Here is an 18,160-nt window from a genome sequence, read left to right as displayed (position 1 = left end):
ACATGCGACTCTTTAGTGAACCATCATGTTGTAGTTGAGGTTCCACATAATCCACAGCGAGCCTACAACAACGATCAGAATGATGAGTGCCGAGAAAACGATGGCGACCATGTTCCAGCCGCCTTCAGTTTTCGTATCCAGGTGCAGGAAGTAAATCAGGTGAACGATAACCTGAACAACCGCACAAGCGACAACGACACCAATAATCGTGGTATGTGATGCGCTGCCATCCATTACCATCCAGAACGGAATACCGGTCAGGATGATAGAAAGGATGAAGCCAACCATATAGGACTTCACGGTGCTATGTGGGACAACATGTTCGTTGGTTGAGTGACTCATTACATGGCTCCCATCAGATAAACAATGGTAAATACACAAATCCATACCACGTCAAGGAAGTGCCAGAACAAGCTCAAACACAGAATACGTGTACGGTTTGTTGAGGTCAGGCCACGTTTGGAGATCTGGAACATCAGTACCAGCATCCAAATCAGACCAGAAGTCACGTGCAGACCATGCGTACCTACCAGCGTAAAGAAGCCAGAGAGGAATCCACTGGTGTTCGGACCGTAACCTTCAGCAATCAGATGATGGAATTCATAGATTTCCATACAGATGAAGCCAAGACCGCACAGGAACGTCAGCGCAAGCCAGGCATTCACGCCACCTTTCTTGTCATGGTTCATTGAGATAACGGCCATGCCATAGGTGATGGAGCTTAACAGCAGAAGCGCTGTTTCACCGAGCACAAACGGTAACTCAAAGATGTCTTTACCTGCCGGGCCACCGGCAGTGTTGTTCACCATTACTGCATAGGTCGCAAAAAGGGTTGCGAAGATAATGCAGTCACTCATGAGGTAGATCCAGAAGCCAAAGATCTTATTGGCTCCTGCATCGTGATGCCCATGCTCCGCATGGGCGTCGTCGTGATGATGTTTAATCGCAGTTTCAGTTGACATTATTTCAGACCTGCTTTGCTGATTTCGTCAAAGTGCTGTTTCTCCAGCTGCTCGATCACCTTAACCGGCACGTAGTAGTCCACGTCTTCGTCAAAGCTCTTCACAATCCAGGAAACAATAATGCCCAGGAAGGACAGACCCGCCAGCCACCAGATATGCCAGATCATAGCGAAACCAAACAGCGTAGCGAACGCGGCGATAACAATACCGGCACCACTGTTCTTCGGCATATGAATCTCTTCATATTTAGCCGGTTGAGTATAAGCTTCGCCTTTCTCTTTCATTTCCCAGAACGCATCGCGCTCGTGAACATGAGGCACTACAGCAAAGTTATAGAACGGTGGTGGTGAAGAGGTTGCCCACTCCAGCGTACGGCCGCCCCATGGATCGCCAGTCAGGTCACGGTTCTGATCGCGGTCACGTACCGATACCCAGAACATGGTCAGCTGACAAAGGATACCGCAAGCGATCAGCGCTGCACCGACTGCGGCAATAACCAGCAGTGAGTGGAACTGAGGATCGATATCCTGGCTCAGACGACGTGTCATGCCCATAAAGCCCAGCACGTACAGCGGCATAAAGGCAACAAAGAAGCCGATAATCCAGAACCAGAACGCGCGCTTGCCCCAGGTTTCATTCAGGGTAAAGCCGAACGCTTTCGGGAACCAGTAGGTCACACCAGCCATACAACCAAACACCACACCACCGATAATCACGTTATGGAAGTGTGCGATCAGGAACAGGCTGTTATGCAGCACGAAGTCTGCGCCTGGCACTGCCAGCAGAACACCGGTCATACCGCCGATAGAGAAGGTGACCAGGAAGCCAACTGTCCACAACATCGCAGAGTGCATCTGAATGCGGCCCTGATACATGGTGAAAAGCCAGTTAAAGATCTTAACGCCGGTTGGGATAGCGATAATCATCGTCATGATGCCGAAGAAGGCGTTAACGTTCGCGCCTGCACCCATTGTAAAGAAGTGGTGCAACCAAACGATAAACGACAGCACGGTAATGGCGATGGTAGCCCAAACCAGTGAGGTGTAGCCAAACAGACGTTTCTTGGAGAAGGTCGCAGTGATTTCAGCGAAAACACCGAATACCGGCAGAACAAGAATGTACACTTCCGGGTGACCCCAGACCCAAATCAGGTTGACGTACATCATCATGTTACCGCCCATTTCATTGGTGAAGAAATGGAAGTCGAGGTAACGATCAAGCGTCAACAGCGCCAGCGTCACGGTAAGCACCGGGAACGCAGCAATGATCAGGACGTTAGTACAAAGTGCTGTCCAGGTGAAAACCGGCATTTTGAACAGGCTCATGCCTGGTGCGCGCATTTTCAGGATAGTCACAAAGAAGTTCACGCCGGTCAGGGTGGTACCAATACCGGAGAGCTGCAACGACCAGATCCAGTAATCTACCCCTACGCCAGGACTGTACTCCGCACCCGAGAGCGGCGGATAAGCCAGCCAACCGGTCTGTGCGAATTCGCCCACACCCAGTGACAGGTTAACCAGGATCACACCAACAGCGGTGAACCAGAAGCTCAGGTTATTCAGGAACGGGAAAGCAACGTCGCGCGCACCGATCTGCAGAGGAACAGCAAGGTTCATCAGGCCGACCACGAATGGCATCGCTACGAAGAAGATCATGATAACGCCGTGGGCGGTAAAGATCTGATCGTAGTGGTGCGGTGGCAAAATGCCCGCTTCACCTGCGGATGCCAGCACCTGCTGGGTACGCATCATAATTGCATCGGCAAAACCACGCAGCAGCATGACAAATGCCATGATGATGTACATGATGCCTAATTTTTTGTGGTCAACTGAAGTTAACCATTCCGACCAAAGATATTGCCATTTACCAAAGTAGGTGAGGGCAGCAACAACCGCCAGGCCACCTAGAATGATACCGGCAACCGTAACCATGATAATCGGTTCATGATACGGCACTGCATCCAGTGTTAATTTTCCGAACATCGTTTTATTCCTCGGCTCCCGCCGTCGCGGATTTACTCATGTCCATACCTTCGTGCTTTGGCATGTCCATTTTCCCGTGGCTCATCTTGAACTTGTTGATGATTTGCACAAACAGTTCAGGGTTCGCTGAAGAGAAATATTCAACCGGATGGTTTTCGCTTGGCGCTGCCAATTTCTCGAAATCCTCCATGTTGGCCAGGGCATTAGGTGCAGCTTTCACTTTCGCAACCCACTGCTGGAATTCAGCATCGTTCTGAGTAGCAATCGCTTTGAACTTCATGCCTGAGAAACCACGGCCGCTGAAGTTAGAAGAGATGCCGTCAAAAGTACCGGGTTCGTTCGCAATCAAATGTAACTTTGTCTGCATACCGGCCATGGCATAAATCTGGCTGCCAAGGGTAGGAATGAAGAACGAGTTCATGACGCTATTGGAAGTGATTTTAAAGCTAACTGGGGTGTTCGCCGGGAAAGCAATCTGGTTTACAGTTGCAATACCTTGCTCCGGATAGATGAACAGCCATTTCCAGTCCAGGGCGACAACATCGATCTCAACCGGTTTCACGTCAGAAGCCAGCGGTTTGCTCGGCTCCAGGGCGTGGGTTGATTTCCACGTTAACACACCAAGGAAGATGATGATCAGGATCGGAATCGTCCAGACCACGGCTTCAACTTTGTTCGAGTGCGACCAGTTAGGGCTATATTTGGCATTCGTATTGGACGCCCGATATTTCCAGGCAAACACGACGGCCATCAGAACTGCTGGAATAACAACAATCAACATCAAGCCAAAGGCTGTCAGTATCAGTGAACGTTGCTCCAATGCAATCTGACCTTTAGGATTTAACAATGCATTATCACAGCCACTTAGCAATAAAGTGCCCGCGATTAATGACAAAATCCCCAAACTTTTATTGTATTTCTTGAGTCTCATTTAACGACCTCAATGACAAGGGCTCTATTGTCGTTTAAGTGTGGCGGCATTTTACGGGAAGGTTGCATTACTGTAAACCAGCTTAAGATTGCGTCAGGGTGCCGTTGACACCTTTTGCTAAGAGCATCACAGATGTTTCGCAGCGTGACAAAATCTCAATTCTGGCAAGCAGTTGAGTATAATATAACAAAAACTAATGAAGAAAATGCAGTAAAAAACATCTAAATTATAAACGATGAAACCAGGACATGATTATTTAACATCTACGCATCATTTGGGAGACAATAATTATACAAATATAATAACGCTCCGGTTGAAAATAAGCCCTTATGCACATTTGCCCGCTTTGAAGTTATTTTAAAAATATTTTGTTCTCAAAACTCTATTAATTTTTGCGGTTGCGCAATGTGCATTCTAAGCTAGTCGTAACGTTAATTGTAACGGGTGCGCCGTAACGCAACATAATCCAGAACTGAGCCGACAATAATGCTGGCAAGAACCAACGCTAAACCGCTGCTGAACAGCGCACTCAGCAAATGGTCAGCGAGAGAAAAATGCAACATATTGGCTATCAATAGCATAAGCCAGATCAACAGCAGCAGCGCACCCAGCATCAACAGCTTCAGACTCAAGCGATACGCAATGGTTAACTCAACGCGAGGCAAAAATGCGCCTGTTTTTTGGCTCAGCGTCAGTGTATCGCGGCATGCCCACAGCAGCAGCAATCCTGGCAGTGCGGCCACTACCGAGAAGGCGTAAAACAGTGGCCACCCCCACAGCTCTACAAACCAGCCGGCAGCGGGCCCTACATACACCCGACCTACTGCCGAAAGGGCGGAAAGCAGAGCAAACTGGGTTGCAGAAAAGTTCTTATTACACAGCGTCATTAACAAGGCAACAAAGGCCGCTGTGCCCATGCCACCACACAGGTTTTCAATAAATACCGCACTGCCCATGGTCCACAGATGCTGTGGCGTCACGGCAAGCAGCCAGTAAGCGAAGTTAGAGACGGCCTGTAACAGGCCAAATATCATCAGCGCACGGAATAACGACAGGCGCTGCATCAACACGCCGCCGTATAAAGCGCCAATGATTGTCGCTAACAGTCCAAGGCTTTTATTGACCAGACCCACATCTCCCGCCTGGAAGCCCAGGCCGCGAATCAAAAAGGTGGTGGTCAGGCTGGCGGCAAATGCATCGCCAAGCTTGTAAAGAATGATTAATGACAGCATAAGCCAGGCATTGTTGCGGCTAAAGAAATCGCGCAGGGGAGCGGCTACTGCCTGTTCCAGCGTTCTGGGCTGGCTGCTGACTGCTTGAGGTTCATCAGCCATCAAGGTAGCGAAAATTGCAGGCAGCATTAACGCTGCCATCAGCCAGTAGGTTAACTGCCAGCCAAGCCAGCGGTCAGCCAGCCACAGCGCTAATCCGCCAGAAACCAGCATCGCCAACCGATAGCCTAATACGGTCAATGCCGCGCCGCTGCCTCGCTCCTGCGCAGGCAAGATATCCGTTTTCCATGCGTCAAAAACGATATCCTGCGAGGCTGAACAAAAGGCAATCGCCACGGCGACAGCGGCCATCAGAGTGAGATCCTGTGAAGGACGCAAAAAGCCCATAGTGACAATGCCTGCCAGCAAGGCGAATTGAGTCAGCAACAGCCAGCCGCGTCTACGCCCAAAAAATGGCGGCGTGTAGCGATCCATAAAAGGTGCCCACAGAAATTTGAAAACATAGGCCTGACCGACCAGAGAGAAAAAACCGATGGTCTTCAGGTCTATGTTTTCCACTGTCATCCATGCTTGCAACGTGCCCGCAGTCAGCGCCAGCGGTAGCCCGGAAGCGAATCCCAGCATTAACAAGATAGCCGCTTTGGGCTGGGTAAACATGCGCAGATAAGAAGGGGTCATACAAACCTTAACAGACATGCCCGGCACAGGCCGGGCACAGGAGATAATTAGCGGGCGTTTTGCTTAATAAAACTGTTCACACTGGTATCTTGGGCCATATCGCTGATGACATCGCCAAGCGTAGCGTTAACGGCATTAGTGATTTTAGCGTTGGTGGCGCTAAATGCGCCTTCTACGCTGTAGGTCTGGCGATAGTTTTTGACCTGCTTATTACCATTTTTCGCGGTAGCGATAATAGACACATCCGCTTTAGTGGTGATGCTGTAACGCACGCTACCTTGTGTAACGTCGGCATAGAGGTTGTTGACCACGATTTGCAGATCAACCGCGCCATTCGGACCGACCATGTAACCGCGTGTGGTCATCTGCTTTTCCAGCACTTCCTGCAGCAGGAAACGCAGATCGCGCGAAGGCGTCAATGTTACCAACTGTCCATCGCGGTTAACTTTAGCAAGTGCCTGATCGGCACGCTGGTCGGCGCCGTTGATACTGACAGTAATACCGGTCAGGCTTGGGTCCTGCTGCGGCAGTTCAATTTTAGGCTGAACGTTCAGCGTATTTGTAGGGCTTGCACAACCAGCCAAAATCAAGGCCAGCAGTGGGAAAAGTAATTTCTTATACATGCTTATTGTCTCTTTAGGCTGTGTTAGTGGTCTGCAAAACTGCCGTCATCATATCATTGCCGTGCAGGTAAGGAAGCCCTGATAGCATGTAAATTCATCATCTTGCGGCATCTGCAACAAAGCAAATTTCAGCGCTTTTACCAACCTGTAGCGGGCATATCACCTGCTATCGCATGAGTGCGTAACAGATTATTTTCGCTTCGCTGATACGGATAAAGTATAAAACCAACTAATATTGAATGAGATGGGGCGCCGTAGAGAGCCATGAGGAGTGACACTATGATTCGCGAGCAAATAGAAGAAAAGTTGCGTGTAGCGTTTCAACCAATACATTTGGAAGTACATGATGAAAGCTACCGTCACAATGTACCGGCGGGTTCAGAAAGCCACTTCAAAGTGGTGATTGTCAGCGATGAGTTTATGGGGCAACGATTTCTGGCACGTCATCGCGCTATCTATGGCCGGTTGTCAGAAGAGTTGGCGGGCAGCGTCCATGCTTTAGCGTTACATACTTACACGGTAAAAGAGTGGGAAGGATTGCAGGATACAGTACCGGCATCTCCGAATTGCCGAGGCGCGGGAACGCTGGCGTAACCGGCGACGATGCAATAAACGGCCTGCGGGCCGTTTTTTTGTCGCCGGGCTTTTCGTCGTTTTTGCGGCACAGACCGTGAAATAGCTGGAAAAGCAGCGGGTTTGCGTTCTCGACTCATTAAGGTGATGCCGCTATAATGCTGCGTCTATTTTTCCGGAATGTCTTCGGGATGCTACTGGTAACAGGGATTGTGATTCTGATGACAGAAGCGCTCCCGGTTATTGGATACGGCGCATTTTCACTATGTGTGGTGTCTGAAGTTGACCGAGCACGTGATTTTTTGAGGTAACAAGATGCAAGTTTCAGTAGAAACCACTCAGGGCCTTGGCCGTCGCGTTACGATTACTGTCCCTGCTGACAGCATTGAAAGCGCAGTGAAAAAAGAGCTGGTTGAAGTAGCTAAGAAAGTCCGTATTGATGGTTTTCGCAAAGGTAAAGTGCCGATGACCGTTGTGTCTCAGCGTTACGGCGCGTCTGTTCGTCAGGACGTACTGGGCGATCTGATGCAGCGTAACTTTGTCGATGCAATCATCAAAGAAAAGATTAATCCAGCTGGCGCACCTAACTATGTGCCGGGTGAATATCAGCAAGGCGGCGATTTCACTTACTCCGTTGAGTTTGAAGTCTATCCGGAAGTAGAGCTGAAAGATCTGGAATCTATCGAAGTAGAAAAGCCAGTTGTGAACGTAACTGATGAAGACGTTGACGCCATGCTGGAAACCCTGCGTAAGCAGCAGGCTACCTGGAAAGAGACCGATAAATCTGCGACCACTGAAGATCGCGCTACCATCGATTTCACCGGTTCTGTCGATGGTGAAGAGTTTGAAGGCGGCAAAGCCACTGATTTCGTTCTCGCTATGGGACAAGGCCGCATGATCCCAGGCTTTGAAGAAGGTGTTGCTGGCCATAAAGCAGGCGAAACCTTCACCATCAACGTTAAATTCCCGGACGATTACCATGCTGAAAACCTGAAAGGGAAAGATGCTAAGTTTGAAATCGTGCTGAAGAAAGTTGAAGAGCGTGAGCTGCCTGAACTGACTGAAGAGTTCATTTCTCGCTTTGGCGTGGAAGATGGTTCCGTTGCCGGTCTGCGTGCTGAAGTACGTAAGAACATGGAACGTGAACTGAAAGGCGCTGTGCGTAACCGTGTAAAAACCCAGGCGATTGACAGCTTAGTGAATGCTAACGAAATCGATGTGCCAGCTGCGCTGGTTGACAGCGAGATCGACGTGCTGCGTCGTCAGGCTGCACAGCGTTTCGGCGGCAATGAAAACCAGGCACTGGAATTACCGCGTGAACTGTTCGAAGAGCAGGCAAAGCGTCGCGTTGTTGTCGGTCTCCTGCTGGGCGAAGTTATTCGCACTCACGAACTAAAAGCAGACGAAGCACGTGTGCAAACGCTGATCGAAGAGATGGCGTCTGCCTATGAAGATCCACAGGAAGTGATCGAGTTCTACAGCAAAAACAACGAGCTGATGAACAACATGCGCAACGTTGCCCTGGAAGAGCAGGCTGTTGAAGCGGTACTGGAAAAAGCGAAAGTGACTGAAAAAGCCACCAGCTTCCAGGATTTGATGAATCAGACTGCTACAGCCTGATAATCCGCGCGACCTGCTACTCAGCCCGCTACTGCAAAGTAGTGGGCTTTTTGCTTTTATGGCTCAGGGAAAGCGCTCTTTTATCAGCTATTCGCTTAATTATCCGGCAAAATAACCGTTAAGCTGATTTTCAAGGTTAGCGATTAATGAAAACGTTGTTATGCTTGAAATAACTGAGCTCGATCCCCAGATCCCTCTGTACAGAAGCTGTAACTACGCTGGCTGATTAACCGTGCTACTGGCATCGGTTACGGAGCGGGAGCATAGTCTTGCTGTGTCTCCTCGAGTAGAATCGGTTGAGTTGTGGCCAAATGAAATTTATCCAGGAGATGGTAATGTCATACAGTGGCGAACGTGAATTTACTGCACCAAATATGGCGCTGGTGCCGATGGTGGTTGAACAAACCTCCCGTGGCGAGCGCTCATACGATATCTATTCTCGCCTGCTTAAAGAGCGCGTGATCTTTCTGACCGGCCAGGTTGAAGATCACATGGCGAACCTGATCGTCGCCCAGATGCTGTTTCTCGAAGCAGAAAATCCCGAAAAAGACATCTACCTCTATATTAACTCCCCAGGCGGTGTTATTACTGCGGGCATGTCAATTTATGACACGATGAAGTTTATCAAACCTGATGTCAGCACCATCTGTATGGGTCAGGCCTGTTCAATGGGTGCATTTTTGCTGACTGCGGGCACTAAAGGTAAACGTTTTTGTCTACCTAACTCGCGGGTCATGATTCACCAGCCGTTGGGCGGGTATCAGGGCCAGGCGACCGACATTGAAATTCATGCGCGTGAAATTTTGAAAGTGAAGCAGCGTATGAATGAGCTGATGGCGGAACATACCGGCAAGACATTGGCTGAAATTGAGAAAGATACCGAGCGGGATCGTTTCCTCTCAGCCAGCGAAGCGGTAGAGTATGGCCTTGTCGATTCCATTCTGACGCATCGCGAATAAGGCCCGGTTCGTTTATCCGTTCTATAGTTAACGGAGTAAACGCTCACGAGGCGTATGAATATTGGCCGCCGCATGTCGCGGCCAGCACCGCATTTTCCTGCGGGAGAAGATAAAAGAAGAGGTTAGCTGATGACAGATAAGCGCAAAGACGGTTCAGGGAAGTTGCTGTACTGCTCTTTTTGCGGCAAAAGCCAGCATGAAGTGCGTAAGCTGATTGCCGGGCCGTCAGTGTATATCTGCGATGAGTGTGTCGATCTGTGTAACGACATCATTCGCGAAGAGATAAAAGAAGTGGCTCCGCATCGCGAGCGTAGCGCATTGCCAACGCCACATGAAATCCGCCATCACCTCGACGATTATGTTATCGGCCAGGAAAAGGCGAAAAAAGTGTTGGCTGTAGCGGTATATAACCATTACAAGCGCTTGCGTAACGGCGATACCAGTAACGGCATTGAACTGGGCAAAAGTAACATTTTGCTGATCGGTCCTACCGGTAGCGGTAAAACGTTGTTAGCAGAAACGCTGGCTCGACTGCTGGATGTGCCTTTTACCATGGCGGATGCCACCACGCTGACCGAAGCCGGTTACGTGGGTGAGGATGTGGAAAACATCATCCAGAAGCTGCTGCAGAAATGTGACTACGATGTGCAGAAAGCGCAACGTGGCATCGTTTATATCGATGAAATTGATAAGATTTCTCGCAAGTCTGACAACCCGTCTATCACGCGTGACGTGTCGGGTGAGGGCGTTCAGCAGGCGCTGCTGAAGCTGATTGAGGGCACCGTGGCTGCGGTTCCGCCACAGGGTGGCCGTAAGCATCCTCAGCAGGAATTCTTGCAGGTTGATACCTCCAAGATTCTGTTTATCTGTGGCGGCGCATTTGCAGGTCTCGATAAAGTGATTTCGCAACGCGTTGAAACCGGCTCAGGTATAGGTTTTGGTGCTACGGTGAAAGGCAAGTCTGAGAAAGCATCTGAAGGCCAGTTGCTGGAGCAGGTTGAGCCGGAAGATCTGATCAAGTTTGGCTTGATTCCTGAGTTCATTGGTCGTCTGCCTGTAGTGGCAACGCTTAACGAACTTAGCGAAGAAGCGCTGATTCAAATTCTGCGTGAGCCAAAAAATGCGCTGACTAAACAATATCAGGCGCTGTTTAATCTTGAAGGCGTTGAGTTGGAATTCCGTGATGAAGCTTTGACGGCGATTGCCAAAAAAGCGAACTCGCGCAAAACCGGTGCCCGTGGCTTAAGATCAATTGTTGAAGGCGCATTACTCGATACCATGTACGATCTGCCTTCGATGGATGATGTTGAAAAAGTGGTTATTGATGACTCCGTCATTGAGGGGCAATCTGCACCTATGCTTATTTATGGCAAACATGAAGCTCAGGCTTCTGGCGAATAAATAATCACCACAATCCAGCAAGATAGTTAAAAAAGGGGAAATTCGTTTCCCCTTTACTATTTCTCGCCCGCTGAACATTGAATGTCTGCTCATCATCCCCATATACTCAAATACCTGTGGGTTAAACTGCACATTCCCTGCATTATGCGGTGCCCATCACCTGGCGGAAAATTAAACTAAGAGAGAGCTCTATGAATCCTGAGCGTTCTGAACGCATTGAAATCCCCGTGTTGCCTCTGCGCGACGTGGTGGTTTATCCGCACATGGTAATTCCGTTGTTTGTTGGTCGGGAAAAATCGATTCGGTGCCTCGAAGCCGCAATGGATCACGATAAAAAGATCATGCTGGTTGCACAGAAAGAGGCTTCAACGGATGAACCTGGCATTAACGATCTCTTCTCGGTAGGGACCGTTGCATCCATTTTACAAATGCTCAAGCTGCCCGATGGCACGGTTAAAGTGCTGGTTGAAGGTCTGCAGCGGGCAAATATCACCTCATTAACGGATAACGGCGAACATTTTGTCGCTGACGCCGAATATCTGGTTGCGCCAGAGATTGAAGAGCGCGAACAGGAAGTGCTGGTCCGTACGGCCATCAATCAGTTTGAAGGCTATATCAAGCTGAACAAAAAGATTCCACCCGAAGTCCTGACCTCGCTGAACAGCATCGATGACGCTGCACGTCTTGCCGATACCGTTGCGGCACATATGCCGCTCAAGCTGGCAGATAAACAATCTGTGCTGGAAATGGCTGACGTCAACGAACGTCTGGAATACCTGATGGCGATGATGGAGTCGGAAATCGACCTGCTGCAGGTTGAAAAGCGCATCCGTAATCGCGTCAAAAAACAGATGGAAAAAAGCCAGCGCGAGTACTATCTGAATGAGCAGATGAAGGCTATTCAGAAAGAACTGGGCGAAATGGATGATGCGCCGGATGAAAATGAAGCGCTGAAGCGCAAGATTGACGCGGCTAATATGCCGAAAGAAGCGCGCGAAAAAACAGAAGCAGAACTGCAGAAGCTGAAAATGATGTCGCCGATGTCTGCTGAAGCAACCGTGGTTCGCGGCTATATCGACTGGATGGTTCAGGTGCCGTGGAATGCGCGCAGTAAAGTCAAAAAAGACTTACGCAAGGCGCAGGAAACGCTGGATACCGATCATTACGGTTTGGAGCGGGTCAAAGACCGCATCCTGGAATACCTTGCTGTGCAAAGCCGCGTCAGCAAAATCAAAGGGCCTATTCTCTGTTTAGTAGGACCACCGGGCGTGGGTAAAACCTCGCTGGGCCAGTCGATTGCTAAAGCAACCGGCCGTAAGTATGTGCGCATGGCTTTGGGTGGCGTACGTGATGAAGCGGAAATTCGCGGGCATCGTCGCACCTATATTGGTTCGATGCCGGGCAAACTGATTCAGAAAATGGCGAAGGTTGGCGTTAAAAACCCGCTGTTCCTGCTGGATGAGATTGACAAAATGTCTTCAGACATGCGCGGCGATCCGGCTTCCGCATTGCTGGAAGTGCTTGATCCAGAGCAGAACATTGCGTTTAACGATCACTATCTGGAAGTCGATTATGACCTTTCAGACGTGATGTTTGTGGCAACCTCTAACTCCATGAACATCCCGGCGCCGCTGCTGGACCGTATGGAAGTAATTCGTCTTTCGGGTTATACCGAAGATGAGAAACTTAACATCGCCATGCAGCATTTGCTGCCGAAGCAGATTGAACGTAATGCCCTGAAGAAAAACGAAATTACTGTTGATGAAAGTGCAATTGTCGGCATTATTCGTTATTACACGCGCGAAGCTGGCGTACGTAGTCTTGAGCGCGAGCTGTCCAAGCTGTGTCGTAAAGCAGTGAAAGCGCTGCTGCTGGATAAGAGCAAAAAGCACATCGAGATCAACGGTGACAATCTGAAGGATTATCTGGGCGTCCAGCGTTTCGACTATGGTCGTGCAGAAAGCGAAAACCGTGTAGGGCAGGTTACCGGCCTGGCGTGGACAGAAGTGGGTGGCGATCTGCTCACTATCGAAACGGCCTGTGTGCCGGGTAAAGGTAAACTGACCTATACCGGTTCGCTAGGTGAAGTGATGCAAGAGTCCATTCAGGCTGCTCTGACCGTAGTCCGCGCGCGTGCTGACAAGCTGGGCATCAACGGTGACTTTTACGAAAAACGTGACATTCACGTTCACGTACCAGAAGGCGCCACGCCTAAAGATGGCCCGAGTGCGGGTATCGCCATGTGTACCGCATTGGTCTCCTGTCTGACCGGGAATCCAGTGCGCTCTAATGTGGCCATGACCGGTGAAATCACTTTACGTGGTCAGGTGTTGCCGATCGGCGGTTTGAAAGAGAAACTGCTGGCTGCGCACCGTGGCGGCATTAAAGTTGTGCTGATTCCGGATGAGAACAAGCGTGATCTGGAAGAGATTCCGGACAATGTGCTTGCCGATCTGGAAATCCATCCGGTTAAGCGCATCGAAGAAGTGCTGACGCTGGCTCTGCAAAATGCCCCTTATGGCATGCAGGTCGCGACCGCAAACTAACGATCGTCGCAAAAACAGTGAAAAAGCCGAGCTGGCAAGCCATTTGAGCTTGCCAGCTTTTTTTTGTGCCGCTACCTTAGATTGCTGTTGAAGCGGCGAATAAGATGATTACCGTTGTTTCGATATCTCAGGCTTGATATAACTTGCTGCGCGTTCGCACCGGGCAGGATTCTGCGTGCGAAGTGAATAATAAAAGAGGGGATGAAGAGAGTGAATAAGTCACAATTGATCGACAAAATTGCTGCGGATGCTGATATTTCTAAAGCTGCTGCTGGACGTGTATTAGATGCATTCGTCAGTTCTGTTTCTGATTCACTGAAAGAAGGTGATGAAGTTGCGCTGGTTGGTTTTGGCACATTCTCTGTGCGTGAACGTGCTGCACGTACAGGCCGTAACCCACAGACCGGTAAAGAATTGACCATTCCGGCAGGCAAAGTACCGGGCTTCCGCGCCGGTAAAGCGCTGAAAGACGCAGTTAACGTAAAGTAAAATAAACCACCTGCTAAATTCTTTGGTGGAGTGAGGACTGACAACGCGTTCTCATGTAACATACGGGCACATCTACAGATGTGCCTTTTTTATTTGGTGCGTAACGTTCTGATTATGCCTCAGTAAAGCTGCAGCTGATTTGCAGCAGCGTTGGCCTTGCCGACGCAGGGTTTACATTCACACTACAGCGGAGTGTTGTCATACCATGATGGACAATTTACGCGCGGCCTCGAATCATGTCGTGCTCAAAATTCTTTTGGCGCTGATTATCCTGTCTTTTGTGCTGACCGGCGTGGGCAACTACGTGATCGGTGGCGGTGACTTCGCAGCGAAGGTCAACGGCGATGAAATTAGCCGTGCTGAAATGGAACGTGCCTTCAGCAACGAGCGTAGCCGTCAGCAGCAGATGCTGGGCGAACAGTTTTCGCAACTGGCCAGCAACGAAGGTTACATGCAACAGATTCGTCAGCAGGCGCTTTCTCAGCTGATCGATGAAAAGCTGTTAGACCAGTACGCCAGCAAACTGAATCTGGCCATCAGCGACGATCAAATCAAGCAGGCTATCTTTGCCCAGCCCGCATTCCAGACGAATGGAAAATTTGATAACGAGAAATATAACGGTCTGATTACCAGCATGGGTTTTACCGCCGACCAGTATGCGCAGGCGCTGCGCAAACAGTTGACCACTCAACAACTGATTGGCGCAGTGGCCAACACCGATTTTATGCTGAAAGGCGAGGCTGACAATCTTATTGCTCTGGTTTCACAGCAGCGTATGGTGCGTCAGGCAACGATTGATGTCGCTAAATTAGCGGCTCAGCAGTCAGCCAGCGATGAAGAAATTAATAACTACTATCAGCAGAATAAAAACAACTTTATGGCACCGGAACAGTTCCGCGTCAGCTACATAAAGCTGGATGCCGCCGACATGCAGGAAACGGTCAGCGATGCGGATATTCAAAGCTGGTACGACGAACACAAGGCAGATTACGGTCAGCCTGAACGTAAGCGCTATAGCATTATTCAGACTAAAACCGAAGCCGATGCTAACGCGCTGTTGCAGCAGTTGAAACAGGGCGCTGATTTTGCCCAGCTGGCGAAAACGAAATCAGCCGATCCTATCTCTGCGCGCAAAGGCGGCGACATGGGCTGGCTTGAGCCTGAAACCACGCCGGATGAGCTTAAGCAGGCTGCGCTTACCACCAAAGGTCAGCTTTCTACAGCCATCAAATCTTCTGTGGGATATTTGATTGTTCGACTGGATGATATTCAGGCTGAGCAGGTTAAACCGCTGTCTGAAGTTCGTGATGCTGTCACCGCCAAAGTGAAGCAGGAAAAGTCAGTTGACGCATTCTATAAGTTACAGCAGAAAGTCAGCGATGCCGCCAGCAACGATAATGCATCGCTGGTGGGTGCAGAGCAGGCTGCCGGAGTAAAAGCGGTAGAAACCAACTGGTTTAGCCGTGACAGTCTGCCGGAGGCGCTAAACTTTAAGCCAGTTGCCGATGCGATTTTTAATGGCGCGCTGATTGGTCAGGATGGTTCTCCTGGTAATAATTCAGACATTATTACCGTGGAAGGCGATCGTGCATTTGTGCTGCGCGTTAGCGAGCATAAGGCTGAAACAGTGAAGCCACTGGATGAAGTCAAAGCGGATATTGCCAGCACCATTAAGCGTGAAAAAGCGCAGAAGCAGGCGAAAGCACAGGCCGAGGCGATTATTGCTGAGCTGAAGTCTGGCAAGCAGGATGCCTTCGACAAGGCGGGTCTGAAGTTTGCCGCTGCGCAGCCGCTGACTCGTAGCGGTCAGGATGCTATTTCACAGGCGGCATTCTCGTTGCCTCAGCCGGAAAAAGGCAAGTCATCCTACGGCATCAGCGAAGATATGCAGAGCAACGTTGTGCTGATGGCACTGGACGACGTGCGCGCTGGCTCGCTTCCTCCGGCTCAGGTCGAGCAGATGGTGAAGGGCGTAACGCAAAATAATGCGCAAATCGCCTTTGAAGCGTTGCTCGATAACCTGCGCAAAGAAGCCAAAATCAAGTACGGCGCAGCCGCACAAATGCAGTAACGCTCACAAAAAGCGTGTTGACTCATGCAAGACAAAAGGCCGCTTTCGCGGCCTTTTCCATATCTCAAGATTGTGGTTTGTTGCTCCGTTTCGCCTGTCGTATGGTCATCGTGCTGTCACACACACGGAGGAATCACAGCATGTCCCATCATTTTATTAAAGCTATTACCCTGAGCGTTTTCCTGTTGGCAGGCACCGCGCATTCGCTGCATGCCGCTGAAGCTAAAACGGATGTCGCCGTTGCGGAATCAGCTGCGACAGTCAGCATTAATGGTGCCAGTGCCGAAGAACTGGCATCAGCAATGAACGGCGTTGGACTGAAAAAAGCGCAGGCTATTGTCAGCTATCGTGACCAGTACGGACCTTTTACTGAGATCGAACAGTTAAAAGAAGTGCCAGGTATTGGCAGCGCACTGGTTGAGCGTAACGTTACGCGCTTAAAATTGTGAAGCTGACCACAACATAGCGTCTACAACCGCGTAGGGCGCTGCTAACCTTTAACAGGTCATACCAGTGGGTGTGGCCTGTTAACGGGAGCGGAGCATATGCAAACAACAATAAAAGTGCGTGGCTATCACCTTGATGTCTATCAACATGTTAATAACGCACGTTATCTTGAGTTTTTGGAAGAGGCACGCTGGCAATGGATAGAAGAGAGCGCGCAAGCGCAATGGCTTACTGAACAACGGCTTGCATTCGTTGTGGTTAATATCAACATCAATTACCGGCTGCCAGCAAAACTGCATGATGAACTGATAATCACCAATAACGTTGAGAAGGTCGGCAGTCGCAGCGGCATTCTTGCACAAAGAGTTTTACTGGCTGCGACCAATGAGCTGGTCGCAGATGCGTTAGTCACCTTTGTCTGCATCGATATGAAGAGCCAGAAAGCCGTACCGCTGGAAGGAGAATTGAAGCAACATATTGAGGCGATGCAGGTACAACAGTCCTGATCGCCGGATCTTTTATTGCAGGCCGGTTTTTTGTTTCAGCGTCTGCATAACGGCGCTCTGATTCGCCTGATACTCCTGCAAACCTCTGGCCCGCAGATGACATGCCGCGCATTCACCGCAGCCGTCGCCCTGAATGCCGTTATAACAGGTCAAGGTTTCATTGCGGATTAAAGGTAACTGCTGCCAGTAATCAGCAAGGGCCCAGGTTTCTGCTTTGTTAAGCCACATTAGCGGCGTCTCGAAGCGGATATCACGCGCCATACCGAGCGTAATCGCATGGTTAAGGGCTTTGACAAATTCGTCGCGGCAGTCGGGATAACCGGAGAAATCTGTTTCGCAAACACCGGTAATCACCGCTTCCGCTTCAACTTGCCAGGCATAGACAGAAGCCAGCGTCAGAAAAAGGATATTACGCCCCGGCACAAAGGTGCTGGGTAAGCCGCTGGCATTGGGATCCCATTGCGGTACAGGAATATTGTCGCGGGTGAGGCTGCTGATAGCCAGTTCGTTAAGCAGATTAACATCCAGCACCTTATGCGCACGCGCGCCCAACTTCTTTGCTAGCTGCTGTGCTACGGTAATCTCTTCCCGATGGCGTTGCCCGTAGTCAAAAGTGACGCAATGCACTTCGTCATATTGCTGCAAAGCCTGAATCAGGCAGGTAGTGGAATCCTGCCCGCCACTGAATACAACCACAGCGCGTTTCATAATAATGTCCGTTACGATTTTTGTGGGCTTATGGTACTGCGTGATATCGATGAGGGAAAGCCATGAAGGCCGGTGGGCTGTCATAATCATCTTGATGGCGTAGTGCGAAACGGAAGTTTGCTCATGGGCCACAATACGGGCGGCGACTCTGCTTTGCGCGGCCAGCGCATGGCCAGTGAAAGCATTTATCCATGTAAGTCGGTTTTAGCCCACTGTGCCTCAAAAAGCATGGCGAACGGATTCTGCCGCTGCCTTTAACATATCAACTAGTGCCAGTAGAATAAGATAAACCAGCCTGCAGGCATGCAGGTGAATCAAGGGCAGCGAGCAGCGTGCCCGTCCAGATGCGGTAATACATCCGAGGTAAGGATCGCCGAACAGTACAACAAGGCTTCCCGTCGGTAAGGGAAACGAATAACCGGCAACCGCGTT

General features: G+C 50.0%; 16 protein-coding genes. 9 read left to right on the top strand and 7 right to left on the bottom strand.

The features are described from left to right. Positions 1 to 12: 12 nt before the first annotated feature. The 6 genes from ACJY2L_RS11830 to ACJY2L_RS11805 all read right to left on the bottom strand — a co-directional run bounded on the left by ACJY2L_RS11830 (position 13) and on the right by ACJY2L_RS11805 (position 6,408). The gene (locus ACJY2L_RS11830) at positions 13 to 342 is read right to left on the bottom strand and encodes a cytochrome o ubiquinol oxidase subunit IV (RefSeq protein WP_067428392.1); all 330 of its coding nucleotides are present in this window, start codon (positions 340 to 342) and stop codon (positions 13 to 15) included. Continuing rightward, entirely contained in the window at positions 342 to 962 is a 621-nt protein-coding gene (locus tag ACJY2L_RS11825) for a cytochrome o ubiquinol oxidase subunit III (protein WP_187486206.1), read from the bottom strand. The genes ACJY2L_RS11830 and ACJY2L_RS11825 overlap by 1 nt, the downstream gene beginning before the upstream one ends. After that, the gene (gene cyoB, locus ACJY2L_RS11820; RefSeq protein ID WP_067428403.1) at positions 962 to 2,944 is read right to left on the bottom strand and encodes a cytochrome o ubiquinol oxidase subunit I; all 1,983 of its coding nucleotides are present in this window, start codon (positions 2,942 to 2,944) and stop codon (positions 962 to 964) included. The genes ACJY2L_RS11825 and cyoB overlap by 1 nt, the downstream gene beginning before the upstream one ends. 4 nt (positions 2,945 to 2,948) lie before the next feature. Continuing rightward, positions 2,949 to 3,875 (bottom strand): cytochrome o ubiquinol oxidase subunit II, encoded by a 927-nt coding sequence (gene cyoA / locus ACJY2L_RS11815; RefSeq protein ID WP_067428406.1) that lies wholly within the window; start codon positions 3,873 to 3,875, stop codon positions 2,949 to 2,951. A gap of 431 nt (positions 3,876 to 4,306) precedes the next feature. After that, positions 4,307 to 5,785, bottom strand: a complete 1,479-nt coding sequence (ampG, locus tag ACJY2L_RS11810) for a muropeptide MFS transporter AmpG (RefSeq protein WP_187486205.1) — start codon at positions 5,783 to 5,785, stop codon at positions 4,307 to 4,309. 47 nt (positions 5,786 to 5,832) lie between these two features. Continuing rightward, positions 5,833 to 6,408: a lipoprotein gene (locus ACJY2L_RS11805; protein WP_439212727.1), complete on the bottom strand. Its 576-nt coding sequence runs from the start codon at positions 6,406 to 6,408 to the stop codon at positions 5,833 to 5,835. 279 nt (positions 6,409 to 6,687) lie between these two features. On the opposite strand from ACJY2L_RS11805, the gene bolA reads away from it, so the two are divergent. The 9 genes from bolA (at position 6,688) to ACJY2L_RS11760 (ending at position 17,020) form a co-directional block, all read left to right on the top strand. Continuing rightward, positions 6,688 to 7,002 (top strand): transcriptional regulator BolA, encoded by a 315-nt coding sequence (gene bolA / locus ACJY2L_RS11800; RefSeq protein WP_439212728.1) that lies wholly within the window; start codon positions 6,688 to 6,690, stop codon positions 7,000 to 7,002. A 294-nt stretch (positions 7,003 to 7,296) separates the two neighbouring features. Then, the gene (tig, locus tag ACJY2L_RS11795) at positions 7,297 to 8,601 is read left to right on the top strand and encodes a trigger factor (protein WP_439212729.1); all 1,305 of its coding nucleotides are present in this window, start codon (positions 7,297 to 7,299) and stop codon (positions 8,599 to 8,601) included. Between the two features lie 335 nt (positions 8,602 to 8,936). Then, on the top strand, positions 8,937 to 9,560 hold the full coding sequence (clpP, locus tag ACJY2L_RS11790; protein ID WP_067428420.1) for an ATP-dependent Clp endopeptidase proteolytic subunit ClpP: 624 nt from the start codon (positions 8,937 to 8,939) through the stop codon (positions 9,558 to 9,560). Between the two features lie 129 nt (positions 9,561 to 9,689). Then, positions 9,690 to 10,961 (top strand): ATP-dependent protease ATP-binding subunit ClpX, encoded by a 1,272-nt coding sequence (gene clpX, locus ACJY2L_RS11785; protein WP_067428423.1) that lies wholly within the window; start codon positions 9,690 to 9,692, stop codon positions 10,959 to 10,961. A gap of 191 nt (positions 10,962 to 11,152) precedes the next feature. Continuing rightward, entirely contained in the window at positions 11,153 to 13,507 is a 2,355-nt protein-coding gene (gene lon / locus ACJY2L_RS11780; protein WP_439212730.1) for an endopeptidase La, read from the top strand. 210 nt (positions 13,508 to 13,717) lie between these two features. Further along, complete coding sequence (gene hupB / locus ACJY2L_RS11775) at positions 13,718 to 13,996, top strand: nucleoid-associated protein HU-beta (RefSeq protein ID WP_067435164.1); 279 nt, start codon at positions 13,718 to 13,720, stop codon at positions 13,994 to 13,996. 205 nt (positions 13,997 to 14,201) lie between these two features. Continuing rightward, positions 14,202 to 16,067 (top strand): peptidylprolyl isomerase, encoded by a 1,866-nt coding sequence (gene ppiD, locus ACJY2L_RS11770; protein ID WP_439212731.1) that lies wholly within the window; start codon positions 14,202 to 14,204, stop codon positions 16,065 to 16,067. Positions 16,068 to 16,207: 140 nt separating this feature from the next. After that, entirely contained in the window at positions 16,208 to 16,516 is a 309-nt protein-coding gene (locus tag ACJY2L_RS11765) for a helix-hairpin-helix domain-containing protein (protein WP_209500408.1), read from the top strand. 96 nt (positions 16,517 to 16,612) lie between these two features. Beyond that, positions 16,613 to 17,020 carry an acyl-CoA thioesterase gene (locus ACJY2L_RS11760; protein ID WP_067428439.1) on the top strand — a complete coding sequence of 136 codons (408 nt, stop codon included), beginning with the start codon at positions 16,613 to 16,615 and terminating at the stop codon, positions 17,018 to 17,020. Positions 17,021 to 17,032: 12 nt separating this feature from the next. On the opposite strand, the gene queC is transcribed toward ACJY2L_RS11760, so the two are convergent. Then, on the bottom strand, positions 17,033 to 17,728 hold the full coding sequence (gene queC, locus ACJY2L_RS11755) for a 7-cyano-7-deazaguanine synthase QueC (protein ID WP_439212732.1): 696 nt from the start codon (positions 17,726 to 17,728) through the stop codon (positions 17,033 to 17,035). Positions 17,729 to 18,160: the final 432 nt, after the last annotated feature.

Origin of the sequence: Duffyella sp. Ts4, assembly GCF_051851875.1 — a bacterium.
Taxonomy (GTDB): Bacteria; Pseudomonadota; Gammaproteobacteria; order Enterobacterales; family Enterobacteriaceae; genus Duffyella; species Duffyella gerundensis.
Note: the sequence above shows the minus strand (reverse complement) of the source record. Positions and strands in the feature narration are given on the sequence as shown.